Source organism: Pseudomonas sp. ACN8, from assembly GCF_002303925.1.
GTDB lineage: Bacteria > Pseudomonadota > Gammaproteobacteria > Pseudomonadales > Pseudomonadaceae > Aquipseudomonas.
In genome coordinates this window covers 26,261-41,579 of record NZ_MRCS01000044.1, presented here as the reverse complement: position 1 = coordinate 41,579, position 15,319 = coordinate 26,261, and the positions used below count along the sequence as shown (strand labels likewise).

15 protein-coding genes are annotated in these 15,319 nt (G+C 61.1%); 5 read left to right on the top strand and 10 right to left on the bottom strand.

The window, feature by feature from the left end; genetic code table 11:
- Positions 1–80: 80 nt before the first annotated feature.
- The 4 genes from BSF44_RS22490 to BSF44_RS22475 all read right to left on the bottom strand — a co-directional run bounded on the left by BSF44_RS22490 (position 81) and on the right by BSF44_RS22475 (position 2,329).
- A complete protein-coding gene (locus BSF44_RS22490) occupies positions 81–458 on the bottom strand; it encodes a DUF2892 domain-containing protein (protein WP_095945367.1) in 378 nt (125 codons plus the stop codon).
- Between the two features lie 79 nt (positions 459–537).
- On the bottom strand, positions 538–1,008 hold the full coding sequence (locus BSF44_RS22485; RefSeq protein ID WP_046043857.1) for an RNA methyltransferase: 471 nt from the start codon (positions 1,006–1,008) through the stop codon (positions 538–540).
- Between the two features lie 212 nt (positions 1,009–1,220).
- Positions 1,221–1,592, bottom strand: a complete 372-nt coding sequence (locus tag BSF44_RS22480; RefSeq protein ID WP_007944009.1) for a YajD family HNH nuclease — start codon at positions 1,590–1,592, stop codon at positions 1,221–1,223.
- A 50-nt stretch (positions 1,593–1,642) separates the two neighbouring features.
- Entirely contained in the window at positions 1,643–2,329 is a 687-nt protein-coding gene (locus tag BSF44_RS22475; protein ID WP_046043858.1) for a spermidine synthase, read from the bottom strand.
- 95 nt (positions 2,330–2,424) lie between these two features.
- Between BSF44_RS22475 and BSF44_RS22470 the strand changes: the two genes are divergently transcribed.
- Positions 2,425–2,715, top strand: coding sequence for a hypothetical protein (locus tag BSF44_RS22470; protein WP_008049201.1), 291 nt, complete (start codon positions 2,425–2,427; stop codon positions 2,713–2,715).
- Here the strand turns inward: BSF44_RS22470 and BSF44_RS22465 are convergent.
- Positions 2,712–3,185: a cyclic nucleotide-binding domain-containing protein gene (locus BSF44_RS22465; protein WP_095945366.1), complete on the bottom strand. Its 474-nt coding sequence runs from the start codon at positions 3,183–3,185 to the stop codon at positions 2,712–2,714. The two genes, BSF44_RS22470 and BSF44_RS22465, sit on opposite strands and share 4 nt — an antisense overlap.
- A 205-nt stretch (positions 3,186–3,390) precedes the next feature.
- Entirely contained in the window at positions 3,391–5,445 is a 2,055-nt protein-coding gene (locus tag BSF44_RS22460) for a S9 family peptidase (RefSeq protein ID WP_095945365.1), read from the bottom strand.
- A gap of 213 nt (positions 5,446–5,658) precedes the next feature.
- Between BSF44_RS22460 and BSF44_RS22455 the strand changes: the two genes are divergently transcribed.
- From BSF44_RS22455 to BSF44_RS22445, 3 genes are read left to right on the top strand one after another with little or no spacing between them, the layout of a single operon-like run.
- On the top strand, positions 5,659–6,156 hold the full coding sequence (locus BSF44_RS22455) for an MFS transporter (protein WP_095945364.1): 498 nt from the start codon (positions 5,659–5,661) through the stop codon (positions 6,154–6,156).
- Positions 6,157–6,188: 32 nt separating this feature from the next.
- Positions 6,189–6,965 carry a class II glutamine amidotransferase gene (locus BSF44_RS22450; protein ID WP_095945363.1) on the top strand — a complete coding sequence of 259 codons (777 nt, stop codon included), beginning with the start codon at positions 6,189–6,191 and terminating at the stop codon, positions 6,963–6,965.
- A gap of 13 nt (positions 6,966–6,978) precedes the next feature.
- Entirely contained in the window at positions 6,979–7,521 is a 543-nt protein-coding gene (locus BSF44_RS22445; protein ID WP_095945362.1) for a DUF2937 family protein, read from the top strand.
- Between the two features lie 44 nt (positions 7,522–7,565).
- Here BSF44_RS22445 and BSF44_RS22440 read toward each other — a convergent pair whose 3' ends face one another.
- From BSF44_RS22440 to BSF44_RS22425, 4 genes are all read right to left on the bottom strand, one after another.
- Complete coding sequence (locus tag BSF44_RS22440) at positions 7,566–9,677, bottom strand: TonB-dependent receptor (protein WP_095945361.1); 2,112 nt, start codon at positions 9,675–9,677, stop codon at positions 7,566–7,568.
- Between the two features lie 15 nt (positions 9,678–9,692).
- Entirely contained in the window at positions 9,693–10,904 is a 1,212-nt protein-coding gene (locus tag BSF44_RS22435) for an MFS transporter (protein ID WP_095945360.1), read from the bottom strand.
- The gene (locus tag BSF44_RS22430; RefSeq protein WP_095945359.1) at positions 10,894–12,816 is read right to left on the bottom strand and encodes an IucA/IucC family siderophore biosynthesis protein; all 1,923 of its coding nucleotides are present in this window, start codon (positions 12,814–12,816) and stop codon (positions 10,894–10,896) included. Before BSF44_RS22430 ends, BSF44_RS22435 begins: the two co-directional genes overlap by 11 nt.
- A 112-nt stretch (positions 12,817–12,928) precedes the next feature.
- On the bottom strand, positions 12,929–13,858 hold the full coding sequence (locus tag BSF44_RS22425; RefSeq protein WP_095945358.1) for a LysR family transcriptional regulator: 930 nt from the start codon (positions 13,856–13,858) through the stop codon (positions 12,929–12,931).
- Between the two features lie 146 nt (positions 13,859–14,004).
- Here BSF44_RS22425 and BSF44_RS22420 point away from each other — a divergent pair, with 146 nt between their 5' ends.
- Positions 14,005–15,291, top strand: coding sequence for an MFS transporter (locus BSF44_RS22420; RefSeq protein ID WP_095945357.1), 1,287 nt, complete (start codon positions 14,005–14,007; stop codon positions 15,289–15,291).
- Positions 15,292–15,319: the final 28 nt, after the last annotated feature.

Below are 15,319 nucleotides of genomic sequence, written 5' to 3'. Positions count from 1 at the left end.
TTGGTCTGCGTCGTACACAAATCCCCTGTGGGAGCGAGCTTGCTCGCGATGAGGCCAGTTGCTTCAGCGCAAATCCAGGATCAAGCCCCGGCCTTCGGCGACTTCAAGGAATCATTCCCGGTAACGGTCGCGGTTTTGGTCGCCGCCTCGGCATTGGCCTTCAACTGGCTCAGTTCTTCACCCGCCCGCTGGATTTTCGCCCGCACGTTGTTCATGTCCTGACGGCCTTTCTCCAGCAGGCTTTTCGCCGAGCTGTGGCCGGTAATACCACGGGCCAGGGCCACGCCGCCGATGGCCACCTGGATCAGGCCAAAGATCCCGCCACGACGCAGGCCCTTGCCCACCATCACCACGCCGCCGGCCAGGGAGCCGACGCGCTCCCAGCCCTGCACGTTCTGCTCGGAAGGGCTCTGGAATGGGGTGGATTCGATACGCTCGACGCGTTTGAGTTCGCTCATGGTCTGTCTCCAGGCTTCAGGGATCGATAGTCAAGCTGACTGCCAGGGCGGGCAGCTTGTTCAATCGGATGTGCGGCGATTAGCGGAATTTTGGCCCGGAACGGGTATTGAGCCCCTTGGACAGGCGGTCATAGAGCACGACGTTGACCGTGGCGGCCAGGTTCATGCAGCCGGTGGTCGGAATGTAGACCACGTCTTCGCACCAGTCGCGAATCTCTTTATCCAGCGATCCGTCTTCCGGGCCGAAGATGTAGAGCGCGCGATCGGGGTGGGTATATTCCGGCAACGGGCGGGCGCCCTCGACCAGTTCCACGGCGACGGGCACACAATTGAGGGGCAGGATTTTCTTCAGGTCGTCGATGCCGATCAGCGGAATGTCGTAGTGCACGCGCTTGGTATCGGTGACGAAGTCGGCGGCGCGCTCATAGCGCTTGCCGGTGTAGAACACCGACGCCACGCCGTAACAGCCGGCGGCGCGCATCACCGAACCGACGTTCTCCGGTGACTTGGGGTTATACAAACCAATGCAGCTGTACCGTTTGTCTGCCACGAGCGGGGTGCCTTTCGGGAAAAAAGCGCGATTATACGGGGATTGGGCGGCAGCGGTCAGTTTGGAGATTGGCGGTGGCAGGGCTATTGCTATCGCGAGCAAGCTCGCTCCCACAGTTGACCGAGGTGTCCTGACGGGCGCAGAACAATGTGGGAGCGAGCTTGCTCCGGGCGGCGTTCCGACGATGAGGTCAGATCAAGCCCTGAAAATCTTCAGTCTTCTTTCTTCATCAACCCGGCGAGCGCCGCAAACGGGTTGTGCGTGGCCTTGGCGATTTTCGGCGTGCTCAGCGAGCCTTCGCCGAAATACTGCTGGTCGGTATAACGCGAGTGCTCGTTATCGTGGCAGTACAGGCACAACAGCTCCCAGTTCGAGCCGTCCTGCGGGTTGTTGTCGTGGTTGTGGTCGCGGTGGTGCACGGTCAGTTCGCTCAGACGCTTGCCGGAGAACTCACGGGCGCAGCGGCCACAGACGTGCGGGTACATCTTCAGGGCCTTGTCGCGGTAGCCCATTTCCTTGTCGCGCTGGTTGTCGGCGAGGATGCGATCCAGCTTTGAAGTGTTGGTCGGGGTGGACGAACTCATGGGTTCACCTTTGTAGAAAGACTAATGACGGTTATAGGGTGAAGTTTAGCCTAGCCCTTGAGCTTCTCGGCAATCCAGATGGTGTGGCGGGTGCCCTTGTTGCCGTGGGCGAAGACCTGCACTTCCTCGGCCTTGAAACCCGCCTTCTTCAGTTTGTCGGAAAATTGCCGGTCAGCACTGGCCGACCAGACGGCCAGCACGCCTTTTGGTCTCAGGGCCTTGGCGCAGGCGCTCAGGCCGCCGGCGGAGTACAGCCAGCTGTTGGCTTTCTGGGTCAGGCCTTCGGGACCGTTGTCGACGTCGAGCATGATCGCATCGAAACCCTGGGGCTCGGCCTGCAGGACTTTGGCCACGTCTTCCATGCGAATCACGGTCCGCGGGTCTTGAAGCGGGTTTCCGGCTTTCTCGCCGAGTGGCCCGCGATTCCATTCCACAACACCAGGCACCAATTCAGCGACCACCACTTCGGCGGTCTTGCCCAGGTGCTTGAGTGCCGAGGCGAGGGTGAACCCCATGCCCAGGCCGCCGATGAGCACCCGTGAATTCGGTCGACCGGCGACCTTGCGACACGGGATCTCGGCCAGGGCATCTTCGGAGCCGTGCATGCGCGTGTTCATCAATTGTCCGCCGTCGCCGCCCTGGATCTTGATGACAAAATCCTCGCCGTATTCGAACAGGCACAGGGCGCCGCCGTTTTCAGGGATGGGGGTGGTGTCCAGCAGAACGAAACGTTTCATGGGGCTCACTTGAAGAAAATTGGCAGAACTCGGGAGGGCAAACAGACGCAGTTGGGAGTAGCCTGTTTATGACGACAAGGCCAACGGAGCCATTGATGAAGCGCACCATTCTAACGGTCATTGCCCTGGCCGCGCTCTCGATAACTGCAGTGCAGGCTCAACAGCTGCAATCGATTCCCGTCAGCCCCGCGCCGATGCCCGGTTCACCCGGCACTGCGACGCCCACCCCGTACCCGCAGATCAGCCCGGCACCTTTGCCTAAAGTCGGCCCCGGCAGTAGCGGTCCGCCGTTGGTGCCAATTGAAATGCCGAGCCCGCCGACCAAGGACCAGCCCGTGCCGGGGATTGAGCCCAATCCGCCGAAAGTCAAGTCGCCGGGCGGCTAGACCTGCTGCGAAAGCAGTTGGCCGTCGGCCATGCGCAGGCGTTTGGAAAGGGACACGGCGAGGGCGCGGATGATCTTGGCGGCGATCTTCGGTGCGTCGTTGAGCATCTTTTCCAGCGAGTCCTTGCCCAGGTTGAGCAACTGGCAGTTGCTTGCAGCCAGGCAACTGGCTGAGCGCCGTTCGCCATCAAGCACGGCCATTTCGCCGAACGAGCGGCCGCTGCGCAACGTGGCGATGGTGACTCGCTGCCCGTCAGCGTTGGTTTTCTGCACTGCCACCTGACCGGTGTGGATGATGCACATGAAGCTGCCCGCATCGCCCTCGTGGAAGATCTCCTCGCCCTGGGCAATGGTGCTGATACTGAAGTACCCCGAAGCCGTGGCGAAGTCTGCCGGCAGCAGTTGATTGAACAGGCCGCAATCCATCAGCCAGTCGCGAATTTCGTTGTTCAGAAAGGTTGGTTCAGACATGTCGTCACGGTCTTTTTGTAGTGTCTGTTGTTCCGGGTATTGAATGGCCTTTGTAGGAGCGAGCCTGCTCGCGATGAGGCCGGCACATTCAATATTGATGTTGAATGCGCCACCGCTATCGCGAGCAGGCTCGCTCCTACAAGGGATACGGGTTGTATCGGCCGCCGGTGCGTGGAGTTAAGAGCGGCACACCGCGCCAGGTTCCTCAGGCAATACCCAGAACCTTGAACAAAAATGCATATTCGAGTGCTACGTCACGCAATCCCTGATATCGACCGCTCATCCCGCCATGCCCGGCACCCAGTTCAGTCTTGAGCAGCAGGGGATGGCTGTCGGTCTTGGTCGCGCGCAATTTAGCCACCCACTTCGCCGCTTCCCAATACTGCACGCGGCTGTCGTTGTAGCCGGCGATCACCAGGGTCGCCGGATAAGCTTGCGCGGTGACGTTTTCGTACGGGGCGTAGGCCTTGATCCGATCATGGACGTCCGGTTCTTCAGGGTTGCCCCACTCGTCGTATTCCGTCACGGTCAATGGCAGGTCAGGGTCGAGCATAGTGTTGAGCACGTCGACGAACGGCACTTCTGCGATGGCGGCGCCAAACAGCTGCGGCCGTTGGTTGAGCACCGCGCCGATCAGCAAGCCGCCGGCGCTGCCGCCACTGATCGCCAACTGTGGTGCAGTGGTGAAGCCTTGGGCGATCAGGTGTTCGGCGCAGGCGATAAAGTCGCTGAAAGTGTTGTGCTTGTGCTCCTGCTTGCCGGCGCGATACCAGGCTTCCCCCAGTTCGCCACCGCCACGCACGTGGGCAATGGCAAACGCCATACCGCGATCCAGCAGGCTCAGGCGCGCATGGGAAAACCACGGGTCGAGGCTTTCGCCATAGGCACCATAGCCGTAGAGGTACAGCGGTACGGGTTTGCCCAAGTCTGCACGTTTGATTACCAGGCTGATGGGCACTTGCGTGCCGTCCGGCGCGGTGGCCCACAGGCGTTGGCTGACATAGGCGTCGGCATCGAAGGGGCCGAGCACCGGGGTTTGCTTAAGGACTTTCTGCTCGCCGGTCGCCAGTTCAAGCTGGCGGATTTGCGCCGGACGGTTCAACGCTTCGTAGCGCAGGCGAATCCGCTCGCTTTCGAACTCCAGGCTGTTTTGCACGTGCAGACTGTAGGCCGCATCCGGCAGTTGCACGCGATAAGGCGCCAGGCCTTGCGGGTGAACTTCAATGACCGGCAAGCCGCCAACCCGCAGGCTCAGGGTCATGGCCCCGGTGTTCAGGCTGATGCCGTCGATCATCACCGTGTCGCTGTGGGGGATCAGGTTCCGCCAGTCGGCTTCGGTGGGAGCGGCGCCGGTATCGACGGCGGTGTACAAGGCGAAATTGATACCGTCACGGTTGCTACGAATGAACCAGGTCCATTGACCGTCGAGCACACCGTGATCGACGTCGTACTCATGATCCTCGACACGTGGCGCGATGCAGATAAAGGCTTGCTGCGGCTGGTTGGCATCGAGGACCCAGGCTTCGCTGGTAGTCTTGCTGCCCACGGACAGCAGCAATTGCTGTTCGGAGCTTGAACGGTAGCAATGCATGAAGAAGCGCCCGTCCGGCTCATGGAACACTTCTTCGGCCGCCGTGCCGTCCAGGCGATAGCGGTATAGCTTGTGGGGGCGATGGGTGTCGTCCAGTTCGCCAAAGAACAACGTCAGGCTGTCGTTGGCCCAGGTCATGCTGCCGTCGCAGTCCTGGAATTCCAGTTCGCTGACACGTCCGTCGGACAATTCCTTCACGAACAGCGTGTAAATCTCATCGCCACTGGAATCGATGCTGTAGGCCAGGCGCTGATGGTCCGGGCTGATGCTGAACGCTCCGAGCGAAAAGAAGCCGCCGTCGGCCAGTTCGTTGGGGTCCAGCAGCAACTGTTCGCGGCTTTCGTCGAGGGTCAGGCTGTCATCGGCTGGACGCGGGCAGCGGTAGTGCCGAGCGTACTCATCGCCCGCCGTGGTGCGGGTGTAATACAGATAGGGTCCCCACGGCGAGGGCAGGGACAGATCGGTCTCGAGAATCCGCCCCTTGATCTCTTCGAACAGGGTTTCACGCAGCTCGGCCTGGTCGGCGGTTTGCGCTTCCTGATAGCTGTTTTCAGCCTTCAGGTAGTCAAGCACTGCCTTGGTGTCGCGTTCTTGCAGCCAGGCATACGGATCGGAGCCATCAGCCATGTGGGCAATCGGAGCGTCTTGAATGTTGGCGGATAGGGGCATGAAGGGCTCTCGAACAGTGTACGAAACAGGTTTGGAACCTGTGGGAGCGAGCCTGCTCGCGATGAGGCCAGTACATCCAATATTAATATTGACTGTCAGTCCGTCATCGCGAGCAAGCTCGCTCCCACAGGGTTATGTGTTTTGACCGAAGGCATTGATGCAGCCTGACGGGCGAAAAGCCGTTATCATAAGCGCCTCTTTGCCTGCCTTGCCATGGACACCATGACCGAGAACGACTATCTGATCGCTTGGGGCCTCTACGCCTTCGCCGCTTTGGGCTGCCTGTTGGTGTGGATGCGCTTGACCCGCTGGATGTGGCGTTGGCTGCGCGAGCCGCTGCGGCTGGCGATGGCCGTGTTGCTGTTCAGCCCGACCATCATCGACCCGGTGAAGGACAAAGTCGCACCGGCTGTCGCCATTACCGCCCTCGACCTGCTGTTCAAGGTCGGCAACAACGCCTGGCGGGCGATTTCCGATCTGTTCATGTACGGCATGATCGCGTTCGGCCTCTATCTGGTGCTGGTGGCTATCCGCTTCCCTATCGAACGCGCCTCCAACGCCCGCAAGGAACAGGCTGCCGCCGCCAAAGCCGCCGTTCGCGCCGACGAGTCTGAGGGTGATCAACCGTTCGGCGGTGCTGGCGATGATCGTTATGGTCGTCCACCGGTGCCGAGCAGCCCTCAGCGGATGCGAGTCGAACCCCGTCTGTAACCGTGCCCCTGCGATTGAGCGAGAGTCCGAGCATGTGTGAGTTATTGGGCATGAGCGCCAATGTCCCGACCGATATCGTGTTCAGCTTCACCGGGCTGATGCAGCGCGGCGGGCGCACCGGCCCGCACCGCGATGGGTGGGGCATTGCCTTCTATGAAGGCCGTGGGCTGCGGCTGTTCCAGGACCCGGCGGCGAGCTGCGAGTCGGAAGTCGCGAACCTGGTGCAGCGTTATCCGATCAAGAGCGAAGTGGTGATCGGGCACATCCGTCAGGCCAACGTCGGCAAGGTCTGCCTGTCCAACACGCATCCATTCGTTCGTGAGCTGTGGGGGCGCAACTGGTGTTTCGCCCATAATGGCCAGTTGGCGGACTTTCAGCCAGCGGCCAGTTTCTATCGCCCGGTCGGCGATACCGACAGCGAAGCGGCGTTCTGCGATTTGCTCAACCGTGTGCGCGCGGCGTTCCCCGAGCCGGTCGAGGTCGAAGCATTGCTGCCGGATCTGGTGGCCGCTTGCGCCGAATACCGCAGCAAAGGCGTATTCAACTGCCTGCTCAGCGACGGCGACTGGCTGTTCTGCTATTGCTCGACCAAACTGGCGCAAATCACCCGGCGCGCACCGTTTGGCCCGGCGCGCTTGAAAGATGTCGACGTAATCGTCGACTTTCAGGCCGAAACCACGCCGAACGATGTGGTGACCGTCATCGCCACCGAACCCTTGACCGAAAACGAAACCTGGACCCGTTACGAACCGGGTCAATGGAGCCTGTGGCGACGCGGCGAATGCGTCAGCCAGGGCCAGACCTCATAAGGATTCAACCCCCATGTTGCTCAGTTATCTACGGCTGGTGTTGTTTGCGGCGGGCCTGTTGATCGGTGTCCAGGTGCCGGGGTTCATCAGCGATTACGCCAAGCGGGTCGAGGCGCATCTGATCGAGGCGCAGGCCAGTCTGAGTGGCTTCCAGAACACCGCCAATCAGTTCTTCAAGGGGGATATGCAGGCTCTGGTCGCGCATTACCGCGCCAGCGAAGACCCGATCTTTCGCAGCGATGCCGACAGCCTGGGCAACCTGCTGACCCGTCAGGTGGCGCTGGACAAGCAATTCCAGGCGATGCAGGGCCCGTGGTACATCCGCTTCCTGCAAGTGGTGCTGGCCGCCGATCCGGATATCCGCAAGGAAACCTGGAATGGCTACAGCTACCAGATCCTGTTGACGCCCGAAGCAATGGTCTGGGGCATGAGCGGCGCGTTGCTGCTGTCGTTCGGGATCGAGTGCCTGTTCCGGCTGATTGACTGGGTGGTGTTGGGCGGCAAGCGTCTGCGCCAGAGCCGACCGATCGAAGAGCGGGATTTGCGCGGCTTGTAACACCGTCGAACGTCAAGGAGCCGGCAAGCCGGCTCCTTGTTTGATTACCAATCTATCGAATAGGTCATGCTCAAGGTACGCCCTTCGGCGTTGGGGTATGGCGCTCTGGCGTTGGCCTGGGCGAACAGGTTGACGTATGTGCGGTCGGTCAGGTTGTACACCCCGCCTTCCAGGCGACCGACCGGCAAGTCCACGGAGCCGAGCAGGTCCACCAGAGTATAGCCTTCGATGTCGCGCCCGTTGTTGTCCTTGGCGGCGGCGTCGTAACTGGCCAGGTGCATGCCTTGCAGGCGCAGGGAGTAATCGTCTTCGGTGTAGCCGACGAACAGCGTGGTCTTGGCCGGTGAAATGCGTGTCGCCGGCAGATCGATCCATTTCCCGTTCTGCTGGGTTTCGCCTTTGGCCCAGGCATAGGTGCCACCTACCGACCATTGATCGGTCGCGCGGTAGGTCAGGCTGTTTTCGATGCCGCGAACCCGTTCCTTCTGATTGATCAGGCGCAAGACACGGCTATTGGCATCGTAGAACTGGGTCACGTCCGAGGTGTTTTCATAGACGGTGACGTCGGCTTGCCACCGGTCCCAGTCACCGCGCCAGCCCAACTCGTAGCTGTCGACCTTGAGGGCCTGGGCGTTGAGGCTCTGGATGTCGAAGGTGCTGCTCACGTCACGCAAGAAGCGCTGGATGTCCGGCAGCGAAAACCCCTGGCTGTAATTGGCGAAGACGTCCTGATGTTCGCTCAGGTGATAGACCGCGCCCAGGTTATAGAGCGTGGCGTCGTATTTGAGGGTGTCGCCGGGCAGGATGGCACGTACGCCGGTCTGGACGATCTGACCATAGGCGATGCTGTCGGAGACCTCGCTTTCGATCCATTCGCGGCGCACACCGCCACGCAAGGTCCAGTCACCGATGTCCCAGGACATCTGCCCGAACAGCGCCTTGGTGGTGGTTTCGATATCCGGGCCCATCTCGTATGTGGTGCCGGTCTTGGTGTAGGTCAGCCCTTTGAGGGTGTATTGGTCACCGCGCTGGCGGGAGCGTTCGTGATCGTAGTCGGCGCCCCAGACCAGGTTACCCGTGGCGTTGCCGATGGCCGGCAACGGCGTGTCGATGGCGGCACGCAGGCCGTACACATCCTGCACGCTGTTGTTGTCGGCGATCCCGGCCTTGCCCCGCGACAGGTCCGGGAAGAACAGCGCGTCGGCCCGGCGCCAGTAACTTTCCAGTTGCAGGCCCTGGCCGTAGAAGTCGTTGTCGGTGTAGTTGAGGTTGGCCGCCTGGTTATGGGTGTAGGGCTGGTCGTCGAGTTTCAGTCCTTTGACCGCCACGGCCTCTTGCAGGTTTTTCGGGTCTTTTGTGTAGTCGGTGTCCTGCTGGTCCTTGTAGTCCTGCAGCGACAGGCTGAGTTTCTTATCGGCATCCAGTTCGTAACCGAAACGACCTTGCAGGTCATAGGTGTCGGTGTCCATGTTGCTGCCCTGGGATGTGTCCTGAGGGATGCGATTGCCGTTGCCGTCGTACTGATCGTTGCGCTGGGTCAGGTCGGCGGACAGGTACCAGTCCAGGGCATCCTTGCGCCCGGTCACACTCTGAAAGGCCTCGTAGGCAAAACCCTTGCTGTTGAGGTTGTTGCCGGTGGTCAGGCCCAGTTTACTGCTGTAGGCAAGGTCCTGACCCTGGTTGCGCTTGGTGATGATGTTGATGATGCCGCCCGAAGCGCCGGCTCCATAAATGCTGCTGGCGCCGGAAACCACCTCGATGCGTTCGATACTGGCCGGTGCGATGCTGTTGAGCTGGCGGAAGTTGTCACGCGTGGCGTTCTGCGACACGCCGTCGATCAACACCAGCATGTTGCGCCCGCGCAGGGTCTGACCGAAGTTGCTCATCCCGCCGCTGGACGGCGCCAGGCCGGGAACCAGTTGCCCCAGGATGTCGGAGACCCGACGCCCGGCGCCACTCTGTTGGCGGATCTGCTGTTCGTCGATCACCTGTACCGAGCCTGGAATCGAGGCAATGGTCGCTTCGCTGCGCGTCGCGGAAACGACGGTGGCCTGCATGTTCAATGTGCCGGGTTGCTGCTCGGTGTCCTCGGCCCAGGCCTGGGCGCCGACGGAGCCGAGCAATGGAATCAACAGGGAAAGTTTGGTTCGGGTCATGAGTTAGTCTTTTTTTTAGTCGTGATAAGTGTGGGTGGATAAAATTGCGGGGGCAGGCGTGGAGGTGAATGAGCGCACCCAACGGATTCCGATGGCAGCCAGTGCGTAGGTCAGCGCCACCAGCCAGAAACTGTGGGCCAGGCCGACCAGCCCCATGCCGATCCCGCCGAGGACGGCACCGAGCAGGGCGCCAGCCTTGGCCGCGCTGTTGCCCAGGCCGAGGGCAAACCCCTGCTGGCTTGAAGACACGGTGTTGGCGATCAGCGCATAGGCGACGGGGAGCAGTGCGCCTTGCCAGATGCCCCAGACCAACCGGCTGACGAGAAAACCCAGCCATTCGCTGGCCAGTGCCGTGGCCGCGAGCGTCAGGGCGCAGAGCCAGGCAACGCCTTCGATGACACGCAAGGTGTAAGCCGGCTGCCAGCGGTCGAACAGACGCCCCCACAGCGGGGCGGAGATGGCCAGGGTCGCGGCGCTCGCCGCGTAAGTAGCGCCGATCAGCCAGCCCGGCGCGCGTAGAATTTCGGCGACGTACAGCGCGTAGAAGGGTTGCGGCATCATCTTCGCGGCTTGAATCAACACGATCACCAACAGGATTCCACTGAGCCAGCTTTTTGGCAGGGCCACAGGCGCAACCGGTTTCTTCGTCGAGGCTCGCGCCTTGTCGGCCGGCAGGAAAAAACTCCCCAGTGCACACAGCAGGCAAATCGCCGACGCGCCATAACAGAGCAGGGCAAACCCCGAGATGTCCATCAGCCAGCCGCCCAGTACCGGGCCGATCAGCGAGCCGACGGCGGTTGCCGATTGCAGGCGGGCCAGGGTGTGACCGCGCCGGGAACTGTCGCAGCAGGCCAGGGCATAGGCTTGCGCGGCGGCGAGAAATCCGGCCAATGCGCCTTGCATCACGCGAATGCCCACCAGCAGCCACGGGTCGAGGGTAATCGCCGCCAGCCCCTGGCATAGTGCAAGTGCCAGCAACGCCCGAACGATCATCGGCTTGTGCCCGGTGCGATCACCCAACCGTCCCCATGCGGGCGTCAGCAGCATGGCCGCCAGCATCGGACCGGCATACACCAGCGCCGATAGCAGCGCCGTGTAGCCGGCACCCGCTGGCCCAAGCAGATGCTGGATCTGCAAGGGCCAGAACGGGCCGCTCATTTCCATGGCGCCCATGGAGACAAACTGGATGACGATCAGCAGTCGCAACGCACGACCATCAGCGAGCATGGGCATTGGTTCGCAGCGGATTACTCAGGCGTCCGACGATGTCGGCGTGGCTGTCGTGCAAGCGCATGCGCATGAACGATTTGGCCGGCCAGTCCTGTTCCAGCAGGGCGTGACGCTCGCTTTCCCAGCGTGCCGGTTCGACGTGTTCGCGCACGTTCTCGAAGCACTGTTCAACGTGCGTGGCCAGGCGATCCCAAAGGCTGTTTTCCGGCACATTCCAGTGGCGGGCGCAGAGCAACGTCAACTCGCCGAGGTGGCACATGAACGTGGTGTGCAGGAGCTTGTCGCGGACAAAACCGGCGTCGTCGTACAGGGTCATTTTCGGATCGTGCAGCTGGATATCCAGACCCTTGGCGTGCAGGGTTTTGCGATCGATGCGAATGTCGCCGAAGTCACGCAGCAGCAGCCGATTCAATTGCCCGTCAGCGCCCATCACCATGAAGCTGTTTTGCTGGTGCGCTTCGAAGGCTACGCCGTACTTCAGGTAGATGCCCAGCAGGCTCGGGACGGCAATCGACAGGTAATCATCGAAGAACGCCAGCATGGCTTCGCTGTCGTCACGACCCTGAGCCAGTTGCACCCAGTGGCGCAGCAACGGTTGTTCGAATTCGTTGACGGCGAACAGGCTGCCGACCGGCACGGCCAGCTCGCCTTCTTGCAGCAGGGTCAGAGGGTTGTCCCGGTACAACACGGCGGCATGCCGGGACCGTTCGTCATTGGCCGGTTGTGGCGCGTAATGAACGCCGATGCGCTCCGGCACGATGTTCAGCAGGCGCTGAATCCGCGGTTCATGATCGAGAATCTGCAGTATCAGTTGGCTGATGCGCGGTCCCATCCGGGCCGAGCGCGGTGACACGGTGCGCTGCACGCTGGTCAGGCGCAAGGCCACCGGCAGTTTGACCATCGGCGCAACGCGGCTGGCCTCTGGTACGACCGTGCGGAAGGACATGGTCGGGTGGCCGGTGAAGGCAACGATGTCGGTGACGATCAGCAGGTTGTCGGCGATCTCGCCGGCGAACGAACTGGACAGTTCTTCATTGACTTGCCATGGGTGCGACGGCAGCGGGAGGTAGTCCGTTACCTCCAGGCCCCGTTGCTGCAAATGGCGCTGCAAATGCTCGGCGGCCTGCGGGAAGTGGCCCTGCCACCAGTCCCAGTAATCGGCGGTGCCGGCCAGTGACTCGACGTGTGCGTACTGACGGTGCAGGGCGCACAGCACAATCGGAAAACTCGCTTCGAATTCCGGCGAGAACGCGATGACCTGCGCAGCGCTCAAGCCCAGTTTGGTCTTGTAGTTCGGGTGCCAAGGGTGGCCGAGCGTGCCCCACTGTTCGAGCAACGACGTCGGGTTCTGATGGTCGGGACTGGCTTTGAGCCAGGCAAGCAGATTGTCGTTGTGCTCGGTGTCGATCTGCTCTCTCAGGCGCTCGGTCCATCCATGGTGGAACGCCAGGCACAGGGTGTCGTTGCTGTAGCTATCGTCCAGCTCGCGGGCCAGACGTTCCAGTACCTGCGCAGAGGCGGGCGGGTTGAGCTGAGTGCTGAGGTGCGCGAGCAGTTCGCTGGGCAACTGGATCTTGTGGGGCAGGCTGTCGGGGGTGTGCAGGACGATGCTGCCGCGAACGTCCCAGCTGTTCATTCTTCCGCCCGACAGGTGATCGAAGCAAAGCTGCGCACCGTCGCCAAGCGGCAGCCAGCAACGACCGTCATCGTCGTAATCGCAGGCATCGGGGTTGATCAGACCTTCTCGAAACAGCGCCTGGATCAGGCGTTGGAAGCTGCGCTGCGCGGCGGGCTCCAGGGCATTGCTCAAGTGGTCGAGGGTGATGCGGTGGGACTGGAAGGCCGGAGTGCCGAGTGCTTCGCTCCAGTTTGAGAGCAATTGCTGCTGTTTTTGCGTGTAAGCGCGCATCGAGTCCGACTCCTTCTGGACAGTGATTTAGCTGAATGCGCGCAGAGAATACATTTTCAAAATATTAATGCAAATGATAGCAATTACTACTTGTGACGTTTGGAGCTCCTTTTCAGAGGCCGGCCAGGGGTTTGCTCAAAACCATGTAGTGCTCCCCCACCCTCTGCGCATAGTGCTCCACCACGTGCTGACACAGCGTCACGATCTCTTCGACCAGCTCTGCACCGACCCGCCATGACACCACCACTTGCAGGTTGGGCGGGCGTTGGTCGATGGCCAGCAAGGTCAATTCCCCCCGCTCCAGTTCCTCGGCCACCAGTACCGGCGGCAAAGCGCCGACGCCGAAACCGTCGCGCAACAAACGGGTGATGGCCGACACCGAATTCACGCAGTTCAGTCGCGGTGTCATGACACCATTGGCCTGCATCAGCGCCAGCACTTCCTGATGCGGATGGGAGTTTTTCGAATAAGTGATGATCCGCTCACGCGCCAGTTCGGCGACGTTCATGTAATTGCGGTTGTAGATCGAGTTACTGGCGACGATCCAGCCCATGGGGTGGCTGGCCAGCTCCAGGCTGCGCACGCTCTCCTGGCGCAATAGATCGGTTTGCAGGATTACATCGAGGAAGCCTTTTTGCAGCTGATCGCAGAGGTTGAGCGAGGTATCGGCCACCAGCTCGATTTCCACCAACGGGTAGTGATCGGTCATCTGCGCCACCAACGGGCTGAGCCAGGTGTGGATCACCGTGTCCATCACGCCGATGCGCACCCGTCCGGCCTTGCTCGAACGGGTCTCGATCGACTGCTTGAGTGCCTGCATGGTGTCCATCATCTGCTCGGCATAATCGAGCACTTTCAGGCCTTCCGGCGTCAGGCTCACACCGCGCGAATCCCGCAGAAACAGCTTTACCCCGAGCTCGCCTTCAAGCACTGCGATGCGGCTGGAGATCGAGGCCTGAGTGGTGAAGAGCTTGTCGGCGGTCAGGCGGAAACTCTTGAGTCGGGCGACCCAGACAAAGGTCTCGAGAAACTTCAGGTTCATGGGATAAAGATTTCTTATGTCTAAGGCGGGTTTTTATTAGTTGGACGCAGCAGGGGCGCGCATCCAAGAATCGACGCATCCGGTTCCCACGATAGGCGTCGTCGGGGCTCAGAACAATACCAATAAAATCAGCGCGGAGATTTGCCATGAGTGCGCCCGACACCCCCTTCATTGCGAAAGCCTCGTCCCGTCCGGGACCTTTCGACTGGTATCGCAATATCAATCAGCAGGAACGCCGCACCTTCTGGAGCTGCAAGATCGGTTATGGCCTGGACGGCATGGACACCCAGATGCTCAGCTTCGTGGTGCCGACCCTGATTGCCATGTGGGGCATCACCACCGGCCAGGCCGGGCTGATTCACACCAGCACGCTGATCGCTTCGGCCATCGGTGGCTGGGTGGCGGGGATTCTCTCCGACCGCATCGGTCGTGTGCGCACCTTGCAACTGACCGTGCTGTGGTTTGCCTTCTTCACCTTCCTCTGCGGCTTTGCCCAGAGCTACGAGCAACTGCTGATTGCACGGACCCTGATGGGCTTCGGTTTCGGCGGCGAGTGGACGGCCGGCGCGGTGCTGATCGGCGAAGTGATTCGTGCCCAGGACCGTGGCAAGGCGGTTGGCATGGTGCAATCCGGCTGGGCGCTGGGTTGGGGGCTGACGGCGATTCTGTATGCGCTGCTGTTCTCGGTATTGCCACCGGAAGACGCCTGGCGCGCGCTGTTCATCCTTGGCATCGTGCCGGCGATCTTCGTGATCTTCGTCCGCCGTCTGGTCAAGGACCCGGAAATCTATCGTGAAGCCAAGGCGAAACAGGAGCCGAGCAACCCGTCGAAGTTCTACGAGATCTTCGCCCCCGGCATGCTCTTCACCACGATTCGCGCTTCGTTGCTGACCACCGGCGCGCTGGGTGGCTACTACGCGATCACGTCCTGGTTGCCGACCTTCCTGAAGAACGAACGGGGTTTGAGCGTACTCAATACCAGCGGTTATCTGGCGATGGTGATCATCGGGTCCTACGTCGGTTATGTCATCAGCGCCTATTTGACCGACATCCTCGGACGTAAAAAGAACTTCATTCTGTTCGCCGTCGGCTCGTTCACCATTGTGTTGCTGTACACCCAACTTCCGGTCAGCAACGGCGTGATGCTATGGCTGGGCTTTCCGCTGGGCTTCTTTGCCTCGGGGATTTTCAGTGGCATGGGCGCATTCCTGACCGAGTTGTTCCCCACGCGCATTCGCGGTTCGGGCCAGGGTTTTTGCTACAACATCGGCCGGGCACTGGCGGCGTTGTTCCCGCTGCTGATCGGCCTGCTCAGCCAGACAGTACCGCTGAGTGTGGGCATCGGTGCCTTTGCGGCGGTTTCCTACGGCGTGGTGATCCTCGCGGCCCTGAGTTTGCCGGAAACCCGTGGCAAGCAACTCGATGCCCAGTAACTGATAACCTGCGGGGCTGTCTTATGGA

Excerpts from the sequence above, each read along its gene's own strand:
- BSF44_RS22490 (WP_095945367.1), bottom strand. The coding sequence starts at position 458 with ATGAGCGAACTCAAACGCGTCGAGCGTATCGAATCCACCCCATTCCAG.
- BSF44_RS22480 (WP_007944009.1), bottom strand. The coding sequence starts at position 1,592 with ATGAGTTCGTCCACCCCGACCAACACTTCAAAGCTGGATCGCATCCTC.
- BSF44_RS22475 (WP_046043858.1), bottom strand. The coding sequence starts at position 2,329 with ATGAAACGTTTCGTTCTGCTGGACACCACCCCCATCCCTGAAAACGGC.
- BSF44_RS22470 (WP_008049201.1), top strand. The coding sequence starts at position 2,425 with ATGAAGCGCACCATTCTAACGGTCATTGCCCTGGCCGCGCTCTCGATA.
- BSF44_RS22465 (WP_095945366.1), bottom strand. The coding sequence starts at position 3,185 with ATGTCTGAACCAACCTTTCTGAACAACGAAATTCGCGACTGGCTGATG.
- BSF44_RS22460 (WP_095945365.1), bottom strand. The coding sequence starts at position 5,445 with ATGCCCCTATCCGCCAACATTCAAGACGCTCCGATTGCCCACATGGCT.
- BSF44_RS22455 (WP_095945364.1), top strand. The coding sequence starts at position 5,659 with ATGGACACCATGACCGAGAACGACTATCTGATCGCTTGGGGCCTCTAC.
- BSF44_RS22450 (WP_095945363.1), top strand. The coding sequence starts at position 6,189 with ATGTGTGAGTTATTGGGCATGAGCGCCAATGTCCCGACCGATATCGTG.
- BSF44_RS22445 (WP_095945362.1), top strand. The coding sequence starts at position 6,979 with ATGTTGCTCAGTTATCTACGGCTGGTGTTGTTTGCGGCGGGCCTGTTG.
- BSF44_RS22440 (WP_095945361.1), bottom strand. The coding sequence starts at position 9,677 with ATGACCCGAACCAAACTTTCCCTGTTGATTCCATTGCTCGGCTCCGTC.
- BSF44_RS22435 (WP_095945360.1), bottom strand. The coding sequence starts at position 10,904 with ATGCTCGCTGATGGTCGTGCGTTGCGACTGCTGATCGTCATCCAGTTT.
- BSF44_RS22430 (WP_095945359.1), bottom strand. The coding sequence starts at position 12,816 with ATGCGCGCTTACACGCAAAAACAGCAGCAATTGCTCTCAAACTGGAGC.
- BSF44_RS22425 (WP_095945358.1), bottom strand. The coding sequence starts at position 13,858 with ATGAACCTGAAGTTTCTCGAGACCTTTGTCTGGGTCGCCCGACTCAAG.
- BSF44_RS22420 (WP_095945357.1), top strand. The coding sequence starts at position 14,005 with ATGAGTGCGCCCGACACCCCCTTCATTGCGAAAGCCTCGTCCCGTCCG.